Consider the following 21,498-nt stretch of genomic DNA (forward strand, 5'->3'; position numbering starts at 1 on the left):
TTACTTCTCCTCGGTACGAGAGTGGGTGACGGCGGGCTCGTTGCCGCCCAGGAGCAGGTACAGGACGGCCATGCGGATCGAGACGCCGTTGGCGACCTGCTCGACGACCGTGCAGCGGTCGGAGTCGGCGACCTCGGCGGTGATCTCCATGCCGCGGACCATCGGTCCCGGGTGCATCACGATGGCGTGCTCGGGCATCTTCGCCATGCGGTCGCCGTCGAGGCCGTAGCGCCGGGAGTACTCGCGCTCGGTGGGGAAGAACGCGGCGTTCATGCGCTCGCGCTGCACCCGCAGCATCATCACGGCGTCGGACTTGGGCAGCACGCGGTCGAGGTCGTACGACACCTCGCACGGCCAGTGCTCGACGCCCACCGGCACCAGGGTGGGCGGCGCGACGAGGGTGACCTCGGCGCCGAGCGTGTGCAGCAGGTCCACGTTGGAGCGGGCGACGCGGCTGTGCAGGATGTCCCCGACGACCGTGACGCGCTTGCCCTCCAGGTCCTGGCCGAGCCCGGTGTCCCTGCCGACCAGGCGGCGGCGCATGGTGAAGGCGTCGAGCAGGGCCTGGGTGGGGTGCTGGTGGGTGCCGTCACCGGCGTTGATGACGGTGGCGTCGATCCAGCCGGAGGTCGCCAGGCGGTAGGGCGCGCCGGAGGCCCCGTGGCGGATGACGACGGCGTCGACGCCCATGGCCTCCAGGGTCTGGGCGGTGTCCTTGAGGGACTCGCCCTTGGAGACGGACGATCCCTTGGCGGCGAAGTTGATGACGTCGGCGGAGAGGCGCTTCTCGGCGGCCTCGAAGGAGATCCGGGTCCGGGTCGAGTCCTCGAAGAAGAGGTTGACCACGGTGCGGCCGCGCAGCGCGGGCAGCTTCTTGATCGGCCGGTCGGCGACGCGGGCCATCTCCTCCGCGGTGTCGAGGATGAGAACGGCGTCGTCGCGGGTGAGGTCGGCGGCCGAGATGAGGTGTCGCATCATCTGGTGGGCTCCGTAAGGGAATTCAGGTGTGCGGGTGCCCGGGCGGGGTGTCCCCGGGGCACGGCGGACATGCGGGCGTGCGTCGGCTCGCGCACGGACAGGTGCCTCGAAGGGGCCTGCCGTACGGGAAGGAGCTAGCGCTCGCCGGCCGGAGCGGTCGGCTTGGCACCGAGCAGCACGGCGTCGCGGCCGTCCTCCTCGGCGAGCTGGACCTTGACCGTCTCCCGCAGCGACGTCGGGAGGTTCTTGCCGACGTAGTCGGCGCGGATGGGCAGTTCTCGATGGCCGCGGTCGACGAGGACGGCGAGCTGCACCGCGCGCGGGCGACCGATGTCGTTCAGGGCGTCGAGGGCGGCGCGGATGGTGCGGCCGGAGAAGAGCACGTCGTCGACGAGGACGACCAGACGGCCGTCGATGCCGTCACCGGGGATGTCCGTGCGGGCGAGCGCGCGCGGGGGGTGCATGCGCAGGTCGTCGCGGTACATCGTGATGTCGAGGGAGCCGACCGGGATCTTGCGGCCGGTGATCTCTTCGAGCTTCGCGGCGAGCCGCTGACCGAGGAAGACCCCTCGAGTGGGAATGCCGAGCAGGACCACGTCCTCCGCGCCCTTGGCGCGCTCGACGATTTCGTGTGCGATACGGGTCAACACCCGTGCGATGTCCGGGCCTTCGAGAACAGGCCGGGCGACACCGGAGTCTTGCGAGTCCATGAAAAACGGACCTCCTTCTCCGCCTCACGGGACGGACTTTAAAGGACGTCTAAATTGCGCCAACTGCGTCAGCAGTGTTTGCCACGGTACCAGCAACGGCAACGCGCGCCGTCACCACCCCCACGGAAGAGGCCCTCGGACTCATTCGGCTTGACGCGGCCAAGTAACGCTGCGTAACCTCACAGTGAGTCACCAGCCGCGCGGCGGAGCCGCACGTTGTCACAGCGTCCGGGGAGCTATATGTCCAGCGAATACGCCAAACAGCTCGGGGCCAAGCTCCGCGCCATCCGCACCCAGCAGGGCCTTTCCCTCCACGGCGTCGAGGAGAAGTCCCAGGGTCGCTGGAAGGCGGTCGTGGTGGGGTCGTACGAGCGCGGCGACCGTGCCGTGACCGTGCAGCGCCTCGCCGAGCTGGCGGACTTCTACGGCGTTCCGGTGCAGGAACTGCTCCCGGGCACCCCGCCCGGCGGTGCCGCCGAGCCCCCGCCCAAGCTGGTCCTCGACCTGGAGCGGCTCGCCCACGTCCCGGCCGAGAAGGCGGGCCCCTTGCAGCGCTATGCCGCGACGATCCAGTCGCAGCGCGGCGATTACAACGGCAAGGTCCTCTCCATCCGCCAGGACGACCTGCGCACCCTGGCAGTGATCTACGACCAGTCGCCCTCGGTGCTCACCGAGCAGCTCATCAGCTGGGGCGTCCTCGACGCGGACGCGCGCCGCGCCGTGGCCCACGAAGAGGTCTGAATCCTCCCAAGGGAGAGCTGAGCAGAAACGTGCCGCCGGGGTGGCCGGAACCAATTGTGTTCCGGCCACCCCGGCGGTTTTGTGCGTGTGCTCTCCACGCGCCTTGTGTCCTCCACACGCGCCTTGCGTGTGTCCTCCACGCGCCTTTCGGCAAAACCCTGGAGGGCCCACAGCCAAACGGCTGTGGGCCCTCCAGGAACGGAAAAGTCCGGCGGACGCCTACTCTCCCCGGCGAAGACCCGGCTTCAGGTCCTTGAACCGGCCGAGCAGGCCATTGACGAAGGCCGGCGACTCGTCCGTGGAGAATTCCTTGGCGAGCTGGACGGCCTCGTCCAGAACGACCGCGTCGGGCGTACCGTCGACCCAGACGAGTTCGTACGCGCCGAGCCGCAGGATGTTCCGGTCGACGACGGGCATCCGGTCGAGCGTCCATCCGACGGCGTACTGCGAGATCAGCTCGTCGATGCGGCGCTCGTGCTCCGCGTACCCCTCGACGAGCTCCATCGTGTACTCGCTCACGGGCGGCTGCCGGGTGTCGGTCCGCGAGTGGCGTACCCAGTCCGCCAGGACGGTCAGGACGTCGGTACCACGCTGGTCGGCCTCGAAAAGGATCTGGAAGGCGCGCTTGCGGGCCGTATTACGGGCGGCCACGGTTAGCTGTTCACCCGGCCGAGGTAGCCGCTGTCACGGGTGTCGACCTTGATCTTCTCGCCCGTGGTGATGAAGAGCGGGACCTGGATCTGGTGGCCGGTCTCCAGGATGGCGGGCTTGGTGCCGCCGGTGGAGCGGTCGCCCTGGACGCCCGGCTCGGTCTCCTGGATGACGAGCTCGACGGCGGCGGGCAGCTCGACGAAGAGCACCTCGCCCTCGTGCTGCGCGACGGTGGCGGTGAAGCCCTCGATCAGGAAGTTCGCGGCGTCGCCGACGGCCTTCTTGTCGATGTGCAGCTGGTCGTACGTCTCCATGTCCATGAAGACGAAGTAGTCGCCGTCCATGTACGAGAACTGCATGTCGCGCTTGTCGACAGTGGCCGTCTCGACCTTGACACCGGCGTTGAAGGTCTTGTCGACGACCTTGCCGGAGAGCACGTTCTTGAGCTTGGTGCGCACGAAGGCCGGGCCCTTGCCGGGCTTGACGTGCTGGAACTCGACGACGGACCAAAGCTGGCCGCCGTCGAGCTTGAGCACCATGCCGTTCTTGAGGTCGTTCGTGGAAGCCACGGTTGCGGAATCTCCTGGACTGACGTGGACGACGCCGGGGCACGCGCACGCGCTAGAGCGCGAGCAGCTCCTTGGTCGTAATGGTGAGTAGCTCGGGTCCGCCGTCCGCTTCGCAGCGGACGACGAGCGTGTCATCGATCCGGACCCCGCCCCGGCCCGGGAGGTGGACCCCCGGTTCGACGGTGACCGGCACGCAAGCGTCCAGTTTACCCATGGCCGCGGGCGCCAACTGCGGGTCCTCGTCGATTTCGAGCCCGACACCGTGTCCGGTGAGCGGAGCGAGGCCGTCCGCGTAGCCCGCGGCGTCCAGTACATGGCGTGCCGCGCGGTCCACGTCGCGGTAGGCGGCGCCCGGTGCGAGGGCCTCGCGGCCGGCCCGCTGAGCGGCGAAGACGAGGTCGTACAGCTCGATCTGCCAGTCCGCGGGCGAGGTGCCGATGACGAAGGTGCGGCCGATCTCGCTGCGGTAGCCGCGGTAGCAGGCGCCCAGGCACACGGAGAGGAAGTCGCCCTCCTCGACTCGTCGGTCGGTCGGACGGTGTCCGCCGCGCCCCGAGTTCGGCCCGGTGGCCACGGACGTGGCGAAGGCCGGACCGTCGGCGCCGTGATCCACGAGACGGCGCTCCAGCTCCAGCGCGAGATGCCGTTCCGTACGCCCCACGAGGATCGACTCGAGCAACTCCCCGAGAGCCTGGTCGGCGATCTCCGCGGCGATCCGCAGACAGGAGATCTCCTCCTCGTCCTTGACGAGCCGCAGCTGCTCCACGCCGCGCGCCAGGTCCGTCAGGCGCAGCGAGGGCGCCACGGAGGCCAGCGCGTGGTGCCGGGCCACCGTCAGGTGGTGCTCCTCGACGGCCAGCGTCTCGGCTCCCTGCGTCGCCGCCTGCCCCGCGCCCGCGACCGCCGGATCTCCGTCCGGCGACTCCAGGACGTACGTACGCAGGCCTCCGTCGGGCCGCTCCGCCCCCGGCTCCTCCCCCGGCGGCCGGGCGCACACCAGCACGTCCTCGGTCCTGCCCAGCAGGAGTACGGCGCCGTGGGGCGCCGCGCCCGCGAGATAGCGCACATTCGCGGGCCGCGACACGAGCGCGGCCGCGCTGCCCACCCCCGCACAGCGCTCCCTGAGCCGCTCCCTGCGCGCGGCGTACACCTCTGACATGGGGCGAGCCTATGAGGGCGCTGGCCGTCCGGCCGGTTCAGCGCGTCCGGACGGGCGTGCGGCTGCGCGCCGGGCGGTGACGGTGTGGCTGTGCCGGACCTTGGCGGCGCGGCTGAGTTTCAGCCCGTCCGGCGTTTGAGGACGAGGCCGTTCAGGCCGATGGCGGGGGTCCAGGGGGCGGCAGCCCTCTGGTTACGGAAAGGGGCTGGCTTGGGGAAAAGCACCCCGCCCTACCACTGCGGCGGGCTCGCGATCGCGCGGGCCAGGACGTCGTCCAGGAGGCGGGCCGTGGCGGGGACGTCGAGCTGGGAGTTGTCGATGATCGGCAGCCCCGAGCCGTACCACCCGGCCATGCGGCCGTGGATGCGGGCCACCTCGTCGTCCGTGAGGCGGCGGTTGCCGCTGCGCTGGGCGTTGCGCTCCAGGACGACCTCGAGGCCGGGGAGCAGGACGACGGGCAGCAGGCCGGGGCCGACGTGCCGCTTCCAGCCACCGAGGCCGACAACCGGCCGGTCGGGGAAAACGGCGTCGTCGAGGATGCAGGAGATCCCGTTGGCAAGGAAGTTCCGCGCGGCGAAGCCGCAGGTGCGGCGGGCGAGCCGGTACTGCGCCTCGGAGTGGTCGTTCCAGCCCGACTGCGGGTCGGCGAAGCCCGAACGCACCCATTCGCGCACGTCGTCGAGGCTGATGTGGGACGTCGGCACGCGCCGGTGCTCGGCCCAGAACTTCGCGACGCTGGTCTTGCCCGCGCCCGCGGGGCCGATGAGGAGCACGGCGAGCGTGGTGGAGCCCGTGTCAGCTCGCGCCGTGCCGGGCGGCGGGCTCGGCATGGCGACGGGGCCGCCGGGCGGGAGCTGGATGTGGCCGGTGGTGTCACGGGCGGGCGGCGGGGCCGCGGGGGCGTGGTGCGCGGCGGGGCCGGTCTGGGCGTGCCCGGTGGCCGCGGGGTGCGGGGCGTGACCGGGAGCGTGCGGGGCGGGTCCGGGCGCGTGCGACGTCGGGCCCGAAGCGTGCGGAGCCGGACCCGGGGCGTGCGGTGTCCCCGGGACATGCGGAGCCGGTGCGTGCGAGGCGCCCGGCGCCCCGGGCACCAGCGGCGGAGGGGAGCCCGGAACCGCACCCGGCGGCGGGCCGCTCGGGTGGTGTGCGGCCGGGGTCCAGCCGGTGGCCGGTCCGTGCCCCGGCTGAGGGGGCGGCGGCAGCGGCGATCCCACTGCGTGCTGCATCCGGTGCCACTCCGTCTCGTACGACTGCTGATGGGCGGCGGCCGGGGCCACCCTTACCGAACGGTACCGTCCCCGGCCGACGTTGTGTGAACGGCTGGGGCGGGCCCGAAGTGCCCATGGCTTGTTCGGTCCGCCCCGGCCGGGGCGGACCGAAGGCTCACTGGGCGACTTCTCCGTACGCGGCGAGCAGCACCGCCGGGTCCGGGCCCTCCAGGACGGTCGGCTTGGCGAGGCCGTCGAGGACGATGAACCGCAGCAGGTCACCGCGGGACTTCTTGTCGACCTTCATGGTCTCCAGGAGCTTGGGCCACTGGTCGTAGCGGTACGTCAGCGGCAGCCCGACGGACTCCAGGACGGTGCGGTGCCGGTCGGCCGTCGCGTCGTCCAACCGCCCCGCCAGGCGGCCGAGTTCGGCCGCGAAGTGCATGCCGACGGCGACGGCCGCACCGTGCCGCCACTTGTAGCGCTCGTTCTTCTCGATGGCGTGCGCCAGCGTGTGGCCGTAGTTGAGGATCTCCCGCAGGCCCGACTCCTTCAGGTCCCCGGAGACGACCTCGGCCTTGACCTTGATGGAGCGCTCGATGAGCTCCGCGGTGTGCGGCCCGGCGGGCGTGCGGGCTGCCTCCGGGTCGGCCTCGATGAGGTCGAGGATGGCCGGATCGGCGATGAAGCCCGCCTTGATGATCTCCGCGAGCCCGGAGACGTAGTCGTGCACCGGCAGCGAGTCCAGCGCCGCCAGGTCGCACAGCACGCCCGCGGGCGGGTGGAAGGAGCCCACCAGGTTCTTGCCCTCGGCGGTGTTGATGCCGGTCTTGCCGCCGACCGCCGCGTCGACCATGCCGAGCACGGTCGTCGGCACGGCGATCCAGCGCACCCCGCGCAGCCACGTCGCCGCCACGAACCCGGCCAGGTCGGTGGTGGCACCGCCGCCGACGCCCACGATGACGTCGGTGCGCGTGAAGCCGGACTGCCCGAGCGCCTTCCAGCAGTACGCGGCGACCTCGGCGGTCTTGGCCTCCTCGGCGTTGGGCACCTGCACGGCCACGGCCTCGTACCCCTGGTCGGCCAGGTCCTGGCGCAGCGCGTCGCCGGTCTCGGCCAGCGCCTCGGGGTGGATGACGGCGACCCGCTTGACGGTGTCGCCGATCAGCGCGCCGAGCTCACCGAGCAACTGCCGCCCGACGAGCACCTCGTACGGCTCGGTGCCCGCCGTGCCGCCGACGTGGATCCGCGTCACTGCCTCGCTCATGCTTCCTTCAACTCCAGTGCGTCGAGGACCGCTTCCGCGACCTCTTCGGGGGTGCGGTCGTCCGTGGCGACGACGGCGCGGGCGACTTCTTCGTACAGATGGCGGCGCGCGTCCATGAGCTCGCGCCACTGCTTGCGCGGGTTGACCAGGAGCAGCGGCCGGGCGGCGTTGAGCCCGACCCGGCGGACCGCCTCCTCGACGTCCATCGCGAGGTAGACCACGGGCAGGCCCCGCAGCAGCGCGCGCGTGCCCTCGTCGAGGATCGCGCCGCCGCCGAGGGCGAGGACACCGTCGTGGCCGGCGACGGCGGCCCGCACCGCCGCGCGCTCACGCTCGCGGAAGTACGGCTCGCCCTCGTCCAGGAAGAGGTCGGCGATCGCCCGGCCCTCAGCGGCCACGATGTCGGCGTCGGTGTCCCGGTAGGCCACGCCGAGCCGATCGGCGAGCAGCGCGCCCACCGTGGACTTGCCCGAGCCCATGGGCCCGACGAGCACGACGCGCGGCCCGCGCGCGGCTGCGGTTTCGCCGGCCGTCACCGGATCTGGAGGTTGTCGAGGTACGACGCCACGTTGCGGCGCGTCTCGGGCACGCTGTCGCCGCCGAACTTCTCCGCGACCGCGTCCGCGAGCACCAGCGCCACCATGGCCTCGGCCACGATCCCGGCGGCCGGCACGGCGCACACGTCGGAGCGCTGGTGGTGCGCCTTGGTCGCCTCGCCGGTGACCACGTCGATGGTGGCGAGGGCGCGCGGGACGGTCGCGATGGGCTTCATCGCGGCGCGCACGCGCAGCAGCTCGCCCGTGGTCAGGCCGCCCTCGGTGCCGCCGGAGCGACCGGTCGCGCGCTTCACGCCGTCGTCCGTGCCGATGATCTCGTCGTGCGCCTGGGAGCCCGGCACCCGCGCCAGGTCGAAGCCGTCGCCGACCTCGACGCCCTTGATCGCCTGGATGCCCATGAGCGCCCCGGCGAGGCGCGCGTCGAGGCGGCGGTCCCAGTGCACGTGCGAGCCGAGGCCCACCGGCACTCCGTACGCGAGCACCTCGACCACACCGCCCAGGGTGTCGCCGTCCTTGTGGGCCTGGTCGATCTCCGCGACCATCGCCTTCGACGCGTCGGCGTCCAGGCAGCGCACCGGGTCGGCGTCCAGCTTCTCGACGTCGGCGGGCGTCGGGCACACGCCGTACGGAGCCTTGGCCGCGGCCAGCTCCACCACGTGCGAGACGATCTCGATCCCGGCCGTCTCCTTGAGGTACGAACGGGCCACGGCGCCGAGCGCCACCCGGGCCGCGGTCTCCCGCGCGGAGGCGCGCTCCAGGACCGGCCGGGCCTCGTCGAAGCCGTACTTCTGCATGCCCGCGAGGTCGGCGTGGCCGGGCCGGGGGCGGGTCAGCGGGGCGTTGCGCGCCAGTTCGGCGAGGATGGCGGGGTCGACTGGGTCGGCCGACATGACCTGCTCCCACTTGGGCCACTCGGTGTTGCCCACCATGACGGCGACGGGCGAGCCCATGGTCAGGCCGTGCCGGACGCCGCCGAGGAACGTGACCTCGTCGCGCTCGAACTTCATGCGGGCGCCGCGCCCATAGCCCAGGCGCCGACGGGCGAGGTGGTCCGCCACCATGTCCGTGGTGATCGGGACGCCGGCCGGAAGGCCCTCCAGCGTCGCCACCAGTGCGGGTCCGTGGGACTCCCCCGCGGTCAGCCAGCGCAACCTGCTCAACGGTGCTCCTCATGCTCGCGCCTGGAACTGCTTGCGGCGCGACCGGGTGCGCGGCCCTGGCCCGCCACCCCCGATCCTCCCACGTCCGGGGGCGTGGCCCGGCTCCCGGTCCACTTGCCGGACGATCGGGCGGACAGCGCGGCAGGCAGGGGCGACGGTCGGCCGCCCCGTGTGCCGAGCCTCAGCGCTCCGCCAGCGCCCGCTCCCCCGCCTTGCGCATCGCGTCAAGCGGCGCGGGCGAGCGCCCCGTCATCTGCTCGACCTGGAGCACCGCCTGGTGCACGAGCAGGTCGAGCCCGCTGACGACGGCGCCGCCGTACGCGGACCAGCGCGCGGCGAGCGCGGTGGGCCACGGGTCGTACAGCACGTCGAAGAGCGTGGCGGGCCGCTCCGGCACCGCGCGGGACAGCGCGTCCGTGGTGCCGGCCGGGGTCGTGGCGACGACCAGCGGCGCGTGCAGCGCCCGCTCGGCGTCCGCCCAGTCGGCGGTGCGCACCTCGACGCCGAGGCGTTCGCCCCACTGCCGCATCTCGGCGGCGCGGGCCTCGCTGCGTACGTACGCGACGATCTCGCCGGTGCAGACGCGGGCGAGCGCGGCGAGGGCGGAGGACGCCGTGGCCCCGGCGCCGAGGATCGCGGCGCTCTCGACCTGTTCGATGCCGCGCTCACGCAGCGCCGCGACCATGCCGGGAATGTCGGTGTTGTCGCCGACGCGCCGGCCGTCGTCCGCGCACACCACGGTGTTGACGGCCTCGACCGACGCGGCGGTCTCACTGATCTCGTCGAGCAGCGGAATCACCGCCCGCTTGAGCGGCATGGTCAGGGAGAGCCCCGCCCACTCCGGACCGAGCTGCCCGAGGAATTCGGGCAGCCCCGCCTCGTCGATCTCGAAACGGTCGTACGACCAGTCACCCAGGCCCAGTTCCCGATACGCAGCGCGATGCAGCACCGGGGAGAGCGAATGGGCGATGGGAGAGCCGAGCACCGCGGCTCGGCGCACTTGTGCGCTCATTGACCGTTCTGCTCCTGGAGGTTCTTCTCGTACTTCTTGCGGTTCCGGTTCTGCTCTTCATTCGTTTCCGCGAAGAGCGTCTCGTCCTCGCTGACGGAGACGAAGTAGTACCAGTTGCCCTTCGCCGGATTCAGCGCGGACTTGATCGCGACCTCGCCCGGGTTGCCGATCGGTCCGGGCGGCAGACCCTTGATCTTGTACGTGTTGTACGGGTCCTTGAGGTTGCGCAGCTCGTCGACGGAGCCGATGGCGAGCTTGGACTGGCCCTTCAGGTAGTTCACCGTCGAGTCGAAGTCCAGCAGGCCGTACGTCTCGGTGTTGCCGGGCTTCAGGCGGTTGTAGACGACCGTCGCGACCTTCTCGAAGTCGTGCTTGTACTTGCCTTCGGCCTGGACGAGGCTCGCGACCGTGACGACCTGGAGCGGGTTGTCCAGGCCGAGCTGCCCGGCCTGTGCCTCGACGCCCATCGAGTCGTACTTGGCGGCGGCCTCGGCCACCATCTTCCGCAGGACGTCCGCGGGCTTCTGCCCCTTGGCGACGGGATAACTGGAGGGGTAGAGGAAGCCTTCCAGCGGGTCCATGGCCTCGCTGGACATGTTGGCCACCGCCCACTTGGGCAGGCCGAGCTTCTTCCATTCCTTGTGGGCGATGTCCTTTGTGGTGCCCTTTTTGAGCTGCAGCCGCTCGTCGATCTGGTTGTACACCCATACATTCCGCTTGCCTTCCGGAATGATGAGGTTGTTGCGGCTCTTCGGGCTGAGCATCAATTCGACGGCGGACGCCGCGGACATCTGTTTTTTGAGGGTGTAGACACCCGCCTGGATCTTCTGACCCTCCGGGTTCTTTCCCTGTGCGGAAACGAAGGCGTCGACACTCTTGACGATGCCGGCTTCCTTGAGCTTGTTGCCGATGTCATAGCCGCCGGCGCCCTTGTCGATGGTGACGGTGGCCGTGGTGCCGATGCCGTCGCCCGAATAGTCCGGGGCCGTGCCGAAACGATCCTGGTAGAACTGGTAGCCGAAGTAGCCGACGCCGCCGAGGCCGCCCGCGAAGACCAGCGCCACGACCAGGCAGGCACAGCCGCTGCGCCGCTTCTTCGGTTTCTTGCCGCCGCGTCCGCGCCGCTCTCCGCGGCCGCCGCCGTCCGGTTCGTCGTAGTCGTCGTCCTCGTCGTCGCCCCCGCCCGCGAAGAAGGCGTGCTCGCCCTGGTCGGGGCCGGGATCCCAGTCGCTCCCCGACTCCGGTTCGGGCGTGGGGCGCCGTCGGCCCGGCGGCTCGGGCGGCGGGTAGGCGTCCGGCGTGCCGTAGTAGTCGGGGCGCTCCTCGGCATAGCCCGCGGGCTGCCCGCCGTAGGGGTCGACCGGGTCACCCCCGTACGGGACGTGGCCGTGCTGCCCGGTGTCCCAACTGCCGTCGTGCGGCTGGCCGCCTCCGCCGTACTGGGCCTGCGCCTGCGCGTAGCCCTGCTGGTCATAGCCCTGCTGGTCGTACGCCTGCTGCTGGTCGTAGCCCTGCTGCTGGCCCGTGTTCCAGTCACCGTACGGAGCCTGCTGATGCGGATGCTGCCCTTGCTGCGGGTGTGACTGCTGAGGGTGTGACTGCTGGGGATGGTGCTGCTGTTGCTGGTAGTGCGCCTGCTGAGGGTCCGGCTGGTGCGGCTGCTGACCGTGGTGGGGCTGCTGAGGGTGGTACTGCCCCTGGCCGCCGTAGGGGGACGGGCCGTCGGCCTGCTGTCCTCCCCATCCGCCGTCCCCGTACAACGGGTCCTCGGGATGCCACGGTTCGGAGCCTGGGCCCCGGCCATACTCAGTCATCGATCCCCTACGAGCCGCGAGGCGGGGGCCGCCGGCTGGATGTCAGGGCAACCGTTCCGCCTCTTGATGCCGTGCGTCGGCTGTTCGAACGCCGCCGCATCGCGCGGAACGTTACCGTATCGCGATCAGATGACCACTTCGACGCCCTCGCCCGGGGCCTTGCCTGACGCCCGTTCGGACTCCAGCGCCTGCTGAAGGATCACCACGGCCGCCGCCTGATCGATGACAGACCTGCCCTTTTTGGACTTCACGCCGGAGGCGCGCAGGCTCTGACTGGCCGTCACTGTGGTCATCCTCTCGTCCAGGAGTCTCACCGGAACGGGCGCGATCCCGGCGGCGAGCTCCTGGGCGAAGCCGCGGACCTTCACGGCCGCCGGCCCCTCGCCCCCCTTGAGGGAGCGAGGGAGCCCGACGACGACCTCGATCGGCTCGTACTCCTCGACGAGTTGCCGCAGGCGCCGCTGGGCGGCCGGGACGTCACGTCCCGGCACGGTCTCCACCGGTGTGGCGAGGATCCCGTCGGGGTCGCACGAGGCGACCCCGATCCGGGCGTCCCCGACGTCGATCGCGAGCCTGCGCCCGCGGCGGATGCCTTCGCTCATCGGGGCGGGCCTCAGGCCGTCTCGGTGACGAGGCGCTCGACGGCGGCGATGGCGTCGCCGATGGCGGCCGGGTTCTGGCCGCCGCCCTGGGCGACGTCCGGCTTGCCGCCGCCACCGCCACCGAGGGTCTTGGCGGCGGCGCGCACCAGGTCGCCGGCCTTGAGACCACGCTCACGGGCGGCCTCGTTGGTGGCGATGACCGTCAGCGGGCGGCCATTGGCCGTGGTGAACAGTGCGACCACGACCGGGCGGTCGCCCTGGATGCGGCCGCGCACGTCGAGGACGAGCTTGCGCAGGTCGTCGGCGGAGGTGCCGTCCGGGACCTGGCCGGTGACGAGCGCGACGCCGCGTACGTCCTTGGCGCCCTGGGCGAGACCGGCGGCGGCCTGAAGCACCTTCTCCGCGCGGAACTTCTCGATCTCCTTCTCGGCGTCCTTGAGCTTGGCGAGCATGCCGGAGATCTTCTCGGGCAGCTCCTCCGGACGGCCCTTGACCAGCTCCTGGAGCTGGGCGACGACCGTGTGCTCCTTGGCCAGGAAGTTGTACGCGTCCACGCCGACCAGGGCCTCGATGCGCCGCACGCCCGAGCCGATGGAGGACTCGCCGAGCAGCTTCACCAGGCCGAGCTGGGCGGTGTTGTGCACATGCGTGCCGCCGCACAGCTCCTTGGAGAAGTCGCCGATGGTCACGACGCGCACGCGCTCGCCGTACTTCTCGCCGAACTCGGCGATGGCGCCCTGCTTCTTGGCGTCGTCGATCGACATGACCTCGGCCTGGACGTCCAGTTCGCGCGAGAGCACGTCGTTGATCCGCTGTTCGACGTCCGTCATCACGGTCGTGGGCACGGCGGACGGCGAGCCGAAGTCGAAGCGGAAGCGGCCGGGCTGGTTCTCGGAACCGGCCTGGGCGGCCGTCGGGCCGAGGGCGTCGCGCAGCGCCTGGTGCGTGAGGTGCGTGGCGGAGTGGGCGCGGGCGATGGCGCGGCGGCGGTGGTTGTCGATCGAGGCCCACACCTGGGCGCCGACGGTGATCTCGCCGACCTGCACGACACCCTTGTGCACGTGCACGCCGGGCACCGGCTTCTGTACGTCGCGGATCTCGACGACGGCGCCGCTGTCCAGGCGGATGCGGCCGGTGTCGCCGATCTGGCCGCCGCCCTCGGCGTAGAACGGGGTGCGGTCCAGGACGATCTCGACCTCGTCGCCCTCGGTGGCGGCGGGCGAGGTCACACCGTCGACGAGCAGGCCGACGATCACGGCCTCGTTCTCGGTGAGCGAGTAGCCCGTGAAGTCGGTGGCGCCGGCGGCGTCGGCGATCGCGCGGTAGGCGCCGAGGTCGGCGTGGCCGGTCTTCTTGGCCTGGGCGTCGGCCTTGGCGCGCTCCCGCTGCTCCTTCATCAGGCGGCGGAAGCCGTCCTCGTCCACGGACAGGCCCTGTTCGGCGGCCATCTCCAGGGTGAGGTCGATCGGGAAGCCCCAGGTGTCGTGGAGCAGGAACGCCTTGTCGCCGGGCAGCACGGTGGCACCGGCGGCCTTGGTCTCGGTGACGGCGGTGTCGAGGATGTTCGTGCCGCCCTTGAGGGCCTTCAGGAAGGCGGCCTCTTCGGCGAGGGCGACGGTCTCGATGCGCTTGCGCTCGGCGAGCAGCTCCGGGTACTGCTCGCCCATGGTCTTGATGACCGTGTCGACCAGCTCGGCCACGACCGGTCCGGTGGCGCCGAGGAGGCGCATGTTGCGGATGGCGCGGCGCATGATGCGGCGCAGGACGTAGCCACGGCCCTCGTTGCCGGGCGTGACGCCGTCGCCGATGAGCATCACGGAGGTGCGCATGTGGTCGGCGACCACGCGCAGCGAGACGTCCGTGCCGTGCTCGGCGCCGTAGCGCACGCCGGTCAGCTCGGTGGCCTTGTCCATGACGACCTGCAGGGTGTCGGTCTCGTACATGTTCTGTACGCCCTGCAGGATCATGGCCAGGCGCTCCAGGCCGAGACCCGTGTCGATGTTCTTCGACGGCAGGTCGCCGAGGATCGGGAAGTCCTCCTTGCCCGTGCCCGCGCCGCGCTCGTACTGCATGAAGACCAGGTTCCAGATCTCCACGTAGCGCTCGTCGTTGACGGCCGGGCCGCCCTCCTCGCCGAACTCGGGACCGCGGTCGTAGTTGATCTCCGAGCAGGGCCCGCAGGGGCCGGGCACGCCCATGGACCAGAAGTTCGGGCCCATGCCGAGGCGCTGGATGCGCTCGGCGGGGACGCCGATGACGTCGCGCCAGATGCGCTCGGCCTCGTCGTCCTCCTTGTAGACCGTGATCCACAGGCGCTCGGGGTCCAGGGCGTAGCCGCCGTCCGCCACGGAGCTGGTGAGCAGCTCCCAGGCGAGCTTGATGGCGCCTTCCTTGAAGTAGTCCCCGAAGGAGAAGTTGCCGCACATCTGGAAGAAGGTGCCGTGCCGGGTGGTCTTGCCGACCTCCTCGATGTCCGGCGTGCGCACGCACTTCTGCACGCTGGTGACACGGGGGGCGGGCGGCTTGGTCTCGCCGAGGAAGTAGGGCTTGAACGGCACCATGCCCGCGGGGACGAGGAGCAGCGTCGGGTCGTCTGCGATCAGCGACGCCGACGGCACGACCTTGTGCCCACGCTCCTCGAAGAAGCGCAGCCAGCGGCGGCGGATTTCAGCCGACTCCATCAGTGGTCCTCATTCCGGTTGTACGAGTACGTCGTGTTCCTCGTGTTTTCGAGGGACTTGGGGTGCTTCTTGCTGTGGTTCTCGACGATCGCGAGGCGGCGCTGGGCCGGCAGCTCGGGCTCGGTCGGGGCGTTCAGGCCGAGGGCGTCGTCCAGCTCGGCCTCGCGTTCGGCCATGCCGTCGCGGACGTCGAGCGCGAAGTCCTTGAGCCGGTGCCCGGCCTCGAGCGCCTTGTCCGCGGCGCGTGCCGCGAGGCTCTCCGGGGTGAGCTGCTTCAGCTTGCGGTTGACCTTCGTGGTGGCCCATACACCGGCGGCCGCGCCCGCGGTGAACCAGAACGTACGTCGGAACATCGCTGCGTCAGTCCTTCTTCCGCTTGCCCCGCCGTGCGGAGGGGAGGGTGCGGCCCACGATCACCGTACGACGCGACGGCTTGGCGGGCACTTCCTTACGACCGAGCGCCCTGCGCACTCCGTAGCCGAACGCCGCGACCTTGACCAGCGGGCCGCCGAAGGTGGAGGCCACGGTGGTGGACAGCGCCGACGCGTTCGACGTGACCTCCTGGACGTCCGTCGCGATGGCGTCCACGCGGTCGATCTGGGTCTGCGCGGAGCGCACCGCCGTGGAGGCGTCGGCGAGCAGCGGGACGGCCTGTTCGGTCACGTCCGCGACGAGCTTGGTGGTCGCCCTGAGCGTCTGCGCCAGCCTCGCCAGCGCCACGGCCAGGAAGGAGACCAGAATCGCCCAGAAGACGGCCACCAGGATCCCGGCCACCTCTCCACCGGACACTGAGCACCGCTCCCCTGAGACATATGAGACACGGCCCTGGAATCCAGGGTCGCCGAACGTCGAAAAGTCGTCCTCCGACCCTATCGCGCCGGGGCCCCGGCTCCGTACCGCATTACCGACCCGCATTACCGCATGCGGCGCTTGGCCGTGGGGTTACGCGCGAGCCGGGACGAAGTGATTGTACGGAATGCTTACGCCTGAGTACGCTCCGTACCTCATGCGACGCTCTCAGCGCCCCGACGACCGTCGGAACGATTCCTCCGCCCGCTCCCGCGGCTGTCCGCCCGTGCCGGGGAACCTCCCGGCCGAGCTGACCGCCTTCGTCGGCCGCACCGCCGAACTGGCGGCGCTGCGCACGGCGTTGGTGTCCGCGCGGCTCGTCACCGTGACGGGCGTCGGCGGGGTGGGCAAGTCGCGCCTCGCCGCGCGGGTGGCCGCGGAGATCGGACCGCGCGACGGCGCCTGGCTGGTGGAGCTCGCGCAGGTGCGCGATCCCGAGCTGGTGGAGCACGCCGTGGCGAGCGCCCTCGACCTCACGGATCACACCCGTCGTTCGCCCCGGCAGGTGCTCCTCGACCGGCTGGCCGGACGCGAACTGCTGCTGATCGTCGACGGGTTCGAGCACCTGGTGGACGCGACGGCCTCGCTGGTGCGGGATCTGCTGCTGCGCTGCCCGGGCCTGCGCGTGCTCGCCGCCGGGCGCAGGCCGCTGGACACGACGGGTGAGCGCGTGATGCCGCTGGCGCCGATGCCGGAGCAGGACGCGGCCGAGCTGTTCACCGACCGGGCGGCGTCCTGCCTGCCTGGCTTCGCCCCGGCGGGCCGCGACCGCGCCGACGTGCTCGAGCTGTGCCGCCGCCTCGACGGCATCCCGCTGGCCCTGGAACTGGCGGCGGGGCGGCTGCGGGCCCTGTCCCCCGGCCAGCTCCTTGCCCGCCTGGACGACCGCTTCCGGCTGCTCGCCGGTGCGCCGCGCGATGTGCCGCCGCGGCACCAGACGCTGCGTACGGCGATCGGCTGGAGCCATGAGCTGTGCACGGCGCGGGAGCGGCTGCTGTGGGCGCGGCTTTCCGTCTTCTCCGGGCCGTTCGACCTGGAGGCGGTCGAGTACGTGTGCAGCGGCGACGGCCTGCACGCCGACGACGTCCTCGACGTGCTCGACGAGTTGCTCGCGCAGTCCGTGGTGTCCCGCGAGGAGAGCCCCACGGGCGTGCGCTACCGCATGCTCGACACGGTCCGGGCGTACGGCGCGGAGTGGCTGGAGGCGGCCGGGGACGCGGCGCGGATGCGGCGCCGGCACCGCGACTGGTACATGGGGCTGGCCACCTGGTGCGAGCTGGACTGGTTCTCGCCCCGGCAGGCGGAGGTCGCGACCCTCGTCGAGTGCGAGCTGCCGAATCTGCGGGCGGCCCTCGAGTTCTGTCTGACCGATCCCGAAGAGACGCACCTGGGCCAGTATCTGGCGGGCACGCTGTGGTTCTGCTGGGTGGGCTGCGGGCGGCTCGCGGAGGGCAGGCACTGGCTGGACCGGGCCGTGGAGCTGGACGGCGCGCACGAGGACTCGCGGCTCAAGGCGCTGTGGGTGCTCGGCTATGTGGCGATCCTGCAGGGCGACACGGTGCCCGCGCTGTGCGCGCTCCAGGAGTGCCAGGACACGGCGGAGCGCACGGGCAGCGCCGTCGCCACGGCGTACGCGGTGCACCGCCTGGGCTGTCTCGCCCTCGTCACGGACGACATGCCGCGCGCGGAGCGGCTGCTGCGCACGGCACTTGAGCAGTACCGGCAGCTCGGCGAGCTGAACAGCAATGTCCTGATGGGCCAGGTCGAGCTGGCGATGGCGCTGGCTTTCCAGGGCGCGCTCGGGGACGCGGTGGAGCTGTGCGAGGACGTCCGCCGGGTCTGCGAGGACCACGGGGAGCGCTGGGCGCTCGCGTACGCGCTGTACGTCCTCGGCTACGCGGCCTGGACACGCGGCGAACAGGGTCACGCGCGGGACCTGGTCACCCGGTGCCTCGACCTGGACCACGCCTTCCACGACCTGCTCGGCACGGTGCTCGCGGTCGAACTCCTCGCGCTGTTCACGGTGTCGGAGGGGGACGCCGCGGAGGCGGCGGTGCTGCAGGGGGTGGCGGCGCGGATCTGGCCGTCGGTGGGTCTGCCGCTGTTCGGCTCGGAGCACTTCGGCGGCCCGCACGCGCTGTGCGAGGCGCGGGCCCGGCAGCGCCTCGGCGACGAGGGGTACGAGTGGTACGTACGGGCCGGGACCGAGCTCGCCCCCGATGTGGCGGTGTCGCGGGCGCTGCGCCGGCAGCGGGTGGCGGCTGAGTCGCGCCGTCCGGGCCGGGGCGAGGCGGCCCTGCCGCCGCAGGCCCCGGAAACGCGCGAACCCGCCGCCTCCCCGACCACAAGGGGCGGGGAGACGGCGGGCTGAGCAGGAAATTCCTGCGATACCTGCGCCGCAGGCGAGGGTTTACGTCCGGATCAGCGGGCGTAGTACTCGACGACGAGCTGCTCGTCGCAGATCACGGGGATCTCCTTGCGGTTCGGCTCGCGGTCCAGGCGGAAGGCCAGGGCCTTCAGGTTCACCTGGAGGTAGCGCGGGGTCTCACCGTCGGCGGCGAAGCCACCCTCGCGGGCGACCTCGAACAGCGGCTTCTGACGGCTGCGCTCGCGGACCATGACGACGTCGTCCGGCTTGACACGGAAGGACGGCTTGTCGACCTTCTGGCCGTTGACCTCGATGTGGCCGTGGACGACCATCTGGCGGGCCTGGTAGATCGTGCGGGCGATGCCCGAACGCAGAACCAGGGCGTCGAGACGACGCTCCAGCTCGATGACCAGGGCCTCACCGGTCTTGCCCTGGGTCTTGGCGGCACGCTCGTAGGCGCGGACGAGCTGACGCTCGGACACGTCGTACTGCGCGCGCAGCCGCTGCTTCTCGAGCAGACGGACCTTGTAGTCCGAGTTCTGCTTGCGGCCGCGGCCGTGCTCGCCCGGCGGGTAGGGGCGGGCCTCGAAGTACTTGACGGCCTTCGGGGTCAGCGCGATGCCAAGAGCACGCGACTTCTTGACCTTGGGGCGGGACTGGTTCGGCATGAACCAAACACCTCTGCTTTTCTGTACGGATTCGGCTTCACCAGGGTTAGGGGAGGTCGCATCCGCAGCCTGGGAAACCCGGCGGGTCCGGTCGGACTCACCTGGCAGCCGTTCCCTGGTCTGGGCACTATGTGCAGCACGCGAGTGGCCCACCGGCCGTGTCCCGGGATCCGGGAGGGTGGTGGGCTGCCCGCGACACCTTCGACGGTGCGCGACGCTCCTGGAACTCCCTGCCCGGGGGCGGGGGCTCCGGCTGGATGTCCCGTTCTGGTGGTGCCGGTACGAGACCGGACACGGGACGCAGCACTCCGAGGGATTCTACAGGGCGGTCAGGACCGCTTGCGACCGAGGTGCTTTCTGGTCCACTCGACGGCGTCGGCGTACCGGGCCTCGGCGCCGTGCCTGGTGGGGGTGTAGTACTCGCGGTCCCGCAGGGCCTCCGGGGCGTACTCCTGTGCGGCGATGCCCTCGGGCAGGTCGTGCGGATAGACGTAGCCCTGGGCGTGGCCCAGCTTGGCCGCGCCCTTGTAGTGGCCGTCGCGCAGGTGGGGCGGGACAGGGCCCGCGTGGCCCTTGCGGACGTCTTCCAGGGCGGCGCCTATGGCGGTCGTCGCGGCGTTCGACTTGGGGGCCAGGGCCAGGGCGATCGTGGCGTGGCTGAGGGTCAGGGCCGCTTCCGGGAAGCCGATCATGGCGACGGCCTGGGCGGCGGCGACGGCGGTGGGCAGGGCCGTCGGGTCGGCGAGGCCGATGTCCTCGCTGGCGGAGATCATCAGGCGGCGGGCGATGAACCGGGGGTCCTCGCCGGCCTCGATCATGCGGGCCAGATAGTGCAGGGCCGCGTCCACGTCCGAGCCGCGGATGGACTTGATCAGGGCGCTCGCGACGTCGTAGTGCTGGTCCCCCGCGCGGTCGTACTTCACGGCCGCGCGGTCGACCGACTCCTCCAAGGTCTGGAGCGTGAGCTCCTTCTCGCCCTTGGAGAGGGCCGAGCCCGCGCCCGCTTCGAGGGCGGTGAGCGCGCGGCGGGCGTCGCCGCCCGCGATCCGCAGGAGATGCTCCTCGGCGTCCTCGGGCAGGGTGACGGCGCCGCCGAGGCCGCGCTCGTCGGTGAGGGCCCGCTGGAGCAGTCCGCGCAGGTCGTCGTCCGTGAGCGGTTCGAGGGTGAGCAGCAGGGAGCGGGACAGGAGCGGGGAGATCACCGAGAAGTACGGGTTCTCCGTCGTCGCGGCGATGAGCGTCACCCATCGGTTCTCCACCGCCGGGAGCAGCGAGTCCTGCTGGGCCTTGCTGAAGCGGTGGATCTCGTCGAGGAAGAGGACGGTCTCCTTGCCGTGGCCGCCCATGGCGCGGCGGGCGCCGTCGATGACCGCGCGGACCTCCTTGACGCCCGCGGTGATCGCGGAGAGCTCCACGAAGCGCTTGTTGGTCGCCTTGGAGACGACGTACGCCAGGGTCGTCTTGCCGATGCCGGGCGGGCCCCACAGGAACACCGACGACGGCCCGGCGGGGCCGCCGCTGCCCTCGACGAGGCGGCGCAGCGGCGATCCGGGGCGCAGCAGATGCTGCTGTCCGACGACTTCGTCGAGGGTGCGCGGGCGCATCCGGACCGCCAGCGGACTCGCGGACGGGTCCTTCTCCTGGCGGTCTTCTGCTGCGGCGGTGAACAGGTCGGGCTCCACGTCGAAAACCCTATGTCACCCCACTGACAACCGGTCCTGGCCCACTGACAGCCGACCCTGGCGGCCTCGGACCCGGCGGCCTCGGATCCGGCGGCCTCACACCCAGAGGTCGGAGCCCCACCGCGTAAGAATCAGCATCGCGATGACACCGATGTGCATGACCGGCAGGGCCCAGGTGAAGTCCTCGAAGAAGGTCTTCAGCCAGCCGGGCGCGGGCAGGAAGCCCTGGCGCACGTTGAACGCCGTGACGTACCAGAACATCAGGATCGTGGCGACCCAGGCCAGGCAGCACCACAGGCACAGCGCGTTGATGCGGTACAGCGACTGGAACATCAGCCAGGTGCAGAATCCGACGCCGAAGAGCGTGCCCGCGTTGAACGTGAGCCAGTACCAGCGCGGGAACCGCGCCCGCCCCAGCAGGCTCATCCCGACACCGATCACGACGGCGTACGCGGCGAGGCCCAGCATCGGGTTCGGGAACCCGAACGCCTCCGCCTGGTCGCTCTTCATGATGCTGCCGCAGGCCACGACCGGGTTGATGCTGCAGCCCGGCTGGAAGTTCGGGTCCTTCAGCAGCTCGAACTTGTCGAGCGTGATGATCCAGGAGGCGAGCAGTCCGGCCGCACCGGTGATCACGAGAAGCAGCGCAAGGGCTCGGCTGCCACCGGCCGCCCCCGGCACGTCCTCGTGATCCGCGCCTGCCGCGGCGCCGTCCTTCACTGGCTGCTTCACTGACATCGGTTTGCTCATCACGCCGTTCCGTCGCTCGTGGTGGCCTGCAGGCAGGGTCATTGTGCCGTACGTGCCTGTGTGTCCACCGTT

Annotated in this window: 20 protein-coding genes; 2 read left to right on the top strand and 18 right to left on the bottom strand. The window is 71.2% G+C overall.

Translation table 11 applies throughout. From position 1 onward, the window contains the following. Positions 1 to 978 carry an aspartate carbamoyltransferase catalytic subunit gene (locus IEY91_RS25990; protein ID WP_189175897.1) on the bottom strand — a complete coding sequence of 326 codons (978 nt, stop codon included), beginning with the start codon at positions 976 to 978 and terminating at the stop codon, positions 1 to 3. Positions 979 to 1,112: 134 nt separating this feature from the next. After that, positions 1,113 to 1,688, bottom strand: coding sequence for a bifunctional pyr operon transcriptional regulator/uracil phosphoribosyltransferase PyrR (gene pyrR, locus IEY91_RS25995; RefSeq protein WP_016638846.1), 576 nt, complete (start codon positions 1,686 to 1,688; stop codon positions 1,113 to 1,115). A 240-nt stretch (positions 1,689 to 1,928) separates the two neighbouring features. Between pyrR and bldD the strand changes: the two genes are divergently transcribed. After that, positions 1,929 to 2,429 carry a transcriptional regulator BldD gene (gene bldD, locus IEY91_RS26000; RefSeq protein ID WP_016638847.1) on the top strand — a complete coding sequence of 167 codons (501 nt, stop codon included), beginning with the start codon at positions 1,929 to 1,931 and terminating at the stop codon, positions 2,427 to 2,429. A 219-nt stretch (positions 2,430 to 2,648) separates the two neighbouring features. On the opposite strand, the gene nusB is transcribed toward bldD, so the two are convergent. From nusB to IEY91_RS26065, 13 genes are all read right to left on the bottom strand, one after another. Next, positions 2,649 to 3,080 carry a transcription antitermination factor NusB gene (gene nusB, locus IEY91_RS26005; protein WP_164326419.1) on the bottom strand — a complete coding sequence of 144 codons (432 nt, stop codon included), beginning with the start codon at positions 3,078 to 3,080 and terminating at the stop codon, positions 2,649 to 2,651. A 2-nt stretch (positions 3,081 to 3,082) separates the two neighbouring features. Continuing rightward, the gene (efp, locus tag IEY91_RS26010) at positions 3,083 to 3,649 is read right to left on the bottom strand and encodes an elongation factor P (protein WP_164326418.1); all 567 of its coding nucleotides are present in this window, start codon (positions 3,647 to 3,649) and stop codon (positions 3,083 to 3,085) included. A gap of 52 nt (positions 3,650 to 3,701) precedes the next feature. After that, positions 3,702 to 4,808 carry an aminopeptidase P family protein gene (locus IEY91_RS26015; protein WP_189175898.1) on the bottom strand — a complete coding sequence of 369 codons (1,107 nt, stop codon included), beginning with the start codon at positions 4,806 to 4,808 and terminating at the stop codon, positions 3,702 to 3,704. Between the two features lie 230 nt (positions 4,809 to 5,038). After that, entirely contained in the window at positions 5,039 to 6,034 is a 996-nt protein-coding gene (locus IEY91_RS26020) for an AAA family ATPase (RefSeq protein WP_189175899.1), read from the bottom strand. A 157-nt stretch (positions 6,035 to 6,191) separates the two neighbouring features. Continuing rightward, the gene (aroB, locus tag IEY91_RS26025; protein ID WP_189175900.1) at positions 6,192 to 7,283 is read right to left on the bottom strand and encodes a 3-dehydroquinate synthase; all 1,092 of its coding nucleotides are present in this window, start codon (positions 7,281 to 7,283) and stop codon (positions 6,192 to 6,194) included. Then, positions 7,280 to 7,762, bottom strand: a complete 483-nt coding sequence (locus tag IEY91_RS26030) for a shikimate kinase (protein WP_164328689.1) — start codon at positions 7,760 to 7,762, stop codon at positions 7,280 to 7,282. Before IEY91_RS26030 ends, aroB begins: the two co-directional genes overlap by 4 nt. Before the next feature lie 53 nt (positions 7,763 to 7,815). Continuing rightward, positions 7,816 to 9,000: a chorismate synthase gene (aroC, locus tag IEY91_RS26035; RefSeq protein ID WP_189175901.1), complete on the bottom strand. Its 1,185-nt coding sequence runs from the start codon at positions 8,998 to 9,000 to the stop codon at positions 7,816 to 7,818. Between the two features lie 181 nt (positions 9,001 to 9,181). After that, on the bottom strand, positions 9,182 to 10,012 hold the full coding sequence (locus tag IEY91_RS26040) for a shikimate dehydrogenase (RefSeq protein ID WP_189175902.1): 831 nt from the start codon (positions 10,010 to 10,012) through the stop codon (positions 9,182 to 9,184). Continuing rightward, positions 10,009 to 11,826 (bottom strand): endolytic transglycosylase MltG, encoded by a 1,818-nt coding sequence (gene mltG, locus IEY91_RS26045; RefSeq protein WP_189175903.1) that lies wholly within the window; start codon positions 11,824 to 11,826, stop codon positions 10,009 to 10,011. Before mltG ends, IEY91_RS26040 begins: the two co-directional genes overlap by 4 nt. A gap of 125 nt (positions 11,827 to 11,951) precedes the next feature. After that, positions 11,952 to 12,416 carry a Holliday junction resolvase RuvX gene (ruvX, locus tag IEY91_RS26050; protein ID WP_164328688.1) on the bottom strand — a complete coding sequence of 155 codons (465 nt, stop codon included), beginning with the start codon at positions 12,414 to 12,416 and terminating at the stop codon, positions 11,952 to 11,954. A gap of 23 nt (positions 12,417 to 12,439) precedes the next feature. Then, positions 12,440 to 15,109 (bottom strand): alanine--tRNA ligase, encoded by a 2,670-nt coding sequence (gene alaS, locus IEY91_RS26055; RefSeq protein WP_189175904.1) that lies wholly within the window; start codon positions 15,107 to 15,109, stop codon positions 12,440 to 12,442. After that, positions 15,109 to 15,462, bottom strand: coding sequence for a DUF6167 family protein (locus IEY91_RS26060; RefSeq protein WP_164326410.1), 354 nt, complete (start codon positions 15,460 to 15,462; stop codon positions 15,109 to 15,111). The genes alaS and IEY91_RS26060 overlap by 1 nt, the downstream gene beginning before the upstream one ends. 7 nt (positions 15,463 to 15,469) lie before the next feature. After that, positions 15,470 to 15,898 carry a DUF948 domain-containing protein gene (locus IEY91_RS26065; RefSeq protein WP_164326409.1) on the bottom strand — a complete coding sequence of 143 codons (429 nt, stop codon included), beginning with the start codon at positions 15,896 to 15,898 and terminating at the stop codon, positions 15,470 to 15,472. 217 nt (positions 15,899 to 16,115) lie between these two features. Here IEY91_RS26065 and IEY91_RS26070 point away from each other — a divergent pair, with 217 nt between their 5' ends. Next, positions 16,116 to 18,329 carry an ATP-binding protein gene (locus tag IEY91_RS26070; RefSeq protein ID WP_229697233.1) on the top strand — a complete coding sequence of 738 codons (2,214 nt, stop codon included), beginning with the start codon at positions 16,116 to 16,118 and terminating at the stop codon, positions 18,327 to 18,329. Between the two features lie 50 nt (positions 18,330 to 18,379). On the opposite strand, the gene rpsD is transcribed toward IEY91_RS26070, so the two are convergent. From rpsD to IEY91_RS26085, 3 genes are all read right to left on the bottom strand, one after another. Beyond that, positions 18,380 to 18,994: a 30S ribosomal protein S4 gene (rpsD, locus tag IEY91_RS26075; protein WP_030360491.1), complete on the bottom strand. Its 615-nt coding sequence runs from the start codon at positions 18,992 to 18,994 to the stop codon at positions 18,380 to 18,382. Positions 18,995 to 19,323: 329 nt separating this feature from the next. Next, positions 19,324 to 20,676 carry a replication-associated recombination protein A gene (locus IEY91_RS26080; protein ID WP_164326408.1) on the bottom strand — a complete coding sequence of 451 codons (1,353 nt, stop codon included), beginning with the start codon at positions 20,674 to 20,676 and terminating at the stop codon, positions 19,324 to 19,326. A gap of 96 nt (positions 20,677 to 20,772) precedes the next feature. Further along, positions 20,773 to 21,414: a vitamin K epoxide reductase family protein gene (locus IEY91_RS26085; RefSeq protein WP_164326407.1), complete on the bottom strand. Its 642-nt coding sequence runs from the start codon at positions 21,412 to 21,414 to the stop codon at positions 20,773 to 20,775. Positions 21,415 to 21,498 lie beyond the last annotated feature (84 nt).

The sequence above is a fragment of the Streptomyces lasiicapitis genome, assembly GCF_014646335.1.
In the GTDB taxonomy this organism is placed as follows: domain Bacteria; phylum Actinomycetota; class Actinomycetes; order Streptomycetales; family Streptomycetaceae; genus Streptomyces; species Streptomyces lasiicapitis.

Bases quoted from the DNA above. Each gene is read 5' to 3' on its own strand.
- IEY91_RS25990 (WP_189175897.1), bottom strand. From the start codon at position 978: ATGATGCGACACCTCATCTCGGCCGCCGACCTCACCCGCGACGACGCC.
- pyrR (WP_016638846.1), bottom strand. From the start codon at position 1,688: ATGGACTCGCAAGACTCCGGTGTCGCCCGGCCTGTTCTCGAAGGCCCG.
- bldD (WP_016638847.1), top strand. From the start codon at position 1,929: ATGTCCAGCGAATACGCCAAACAGCTCGGGGCCAAGCTCCGCGCCATC.
- IEY91_RS26015 (WP_189175898.1), bottom strand. From the start codon at position 4,808: ATGTCAGAGGTGTACGCCGCGCGCAGGGAGCGGCTCAGGGAGCGCTGT.
- IEY91_RS26020 (WP_189175899.1), bottom strand. From the start codon at position 6,034: ATGCAGCACGCAGTGGGATCGCCGCTGCCGCCGCCCCCTCAGCCGGGG.
- aroB (WP_189175900.1), bottom strand. From the start codon at position 7,283: ATGAGCGAGGCAGTGACGCGGATCCACGTCGGCGGCACGGCGGGCACC.
- IEY91_RS26030 (WP_164328689.1), bottom strand. From the start codon at position 7,762: ATGGGCTCGGGCAAGTCCACGGTGGGCGCGCTGCTCGCCGATCGGCTC.
- IEY91_RS26040 (WP_189175902.1), bottom strand. From the start codon at position 10,012: ATGAGCGCACAAGTGCGCCGAGCCGCGGTGCTCGGCTCTCCCATCGCC.
- mltG (WP_189175903.1), bottom strand. From the start codon at position 11,826: ATGACTGAGTATGGCCGGGGCCCAGGCTCCGAACCGTGGCATCCCGAG.
- alaS (WP_189175904.1), bottom strand. From the start codon at position 15,109: ATGGAGTCGGCTGAAATCCGCCGCCGCTGGCTGCGCTTCTTCGAGGAG.
- IEY91_RS26060 (WP_164326410.1), bottom strand. From the start codon at position 15,462: ATGTTCCGACGTACGTTCTGGTTCACCGCGGGCGCGGCCGCCGGTGTA.
- IEY91_RS26070 (WP_229697233.1), top strand. From the start codon at position 16,116: ATGCGACGCTCTCAGCGCCCCGACGACCGTCGGAACGATTCCTCCGCC.
- rpsD (WP_030360491.1), bottom strand. From the start codon at position 18,994: ATGCCGAACCAGTCCCGCCCCAAGGTCAAGAAGTCGCGTGCTCTTGGC.
- IEY91_RS26085 (WP_164326407.1), bottom strand. From the start codon at position 21,414: ATGTCAGTGAAGCAGCCAGTGAAGGACGGCGCCGCGGCAGGCGCGGAT.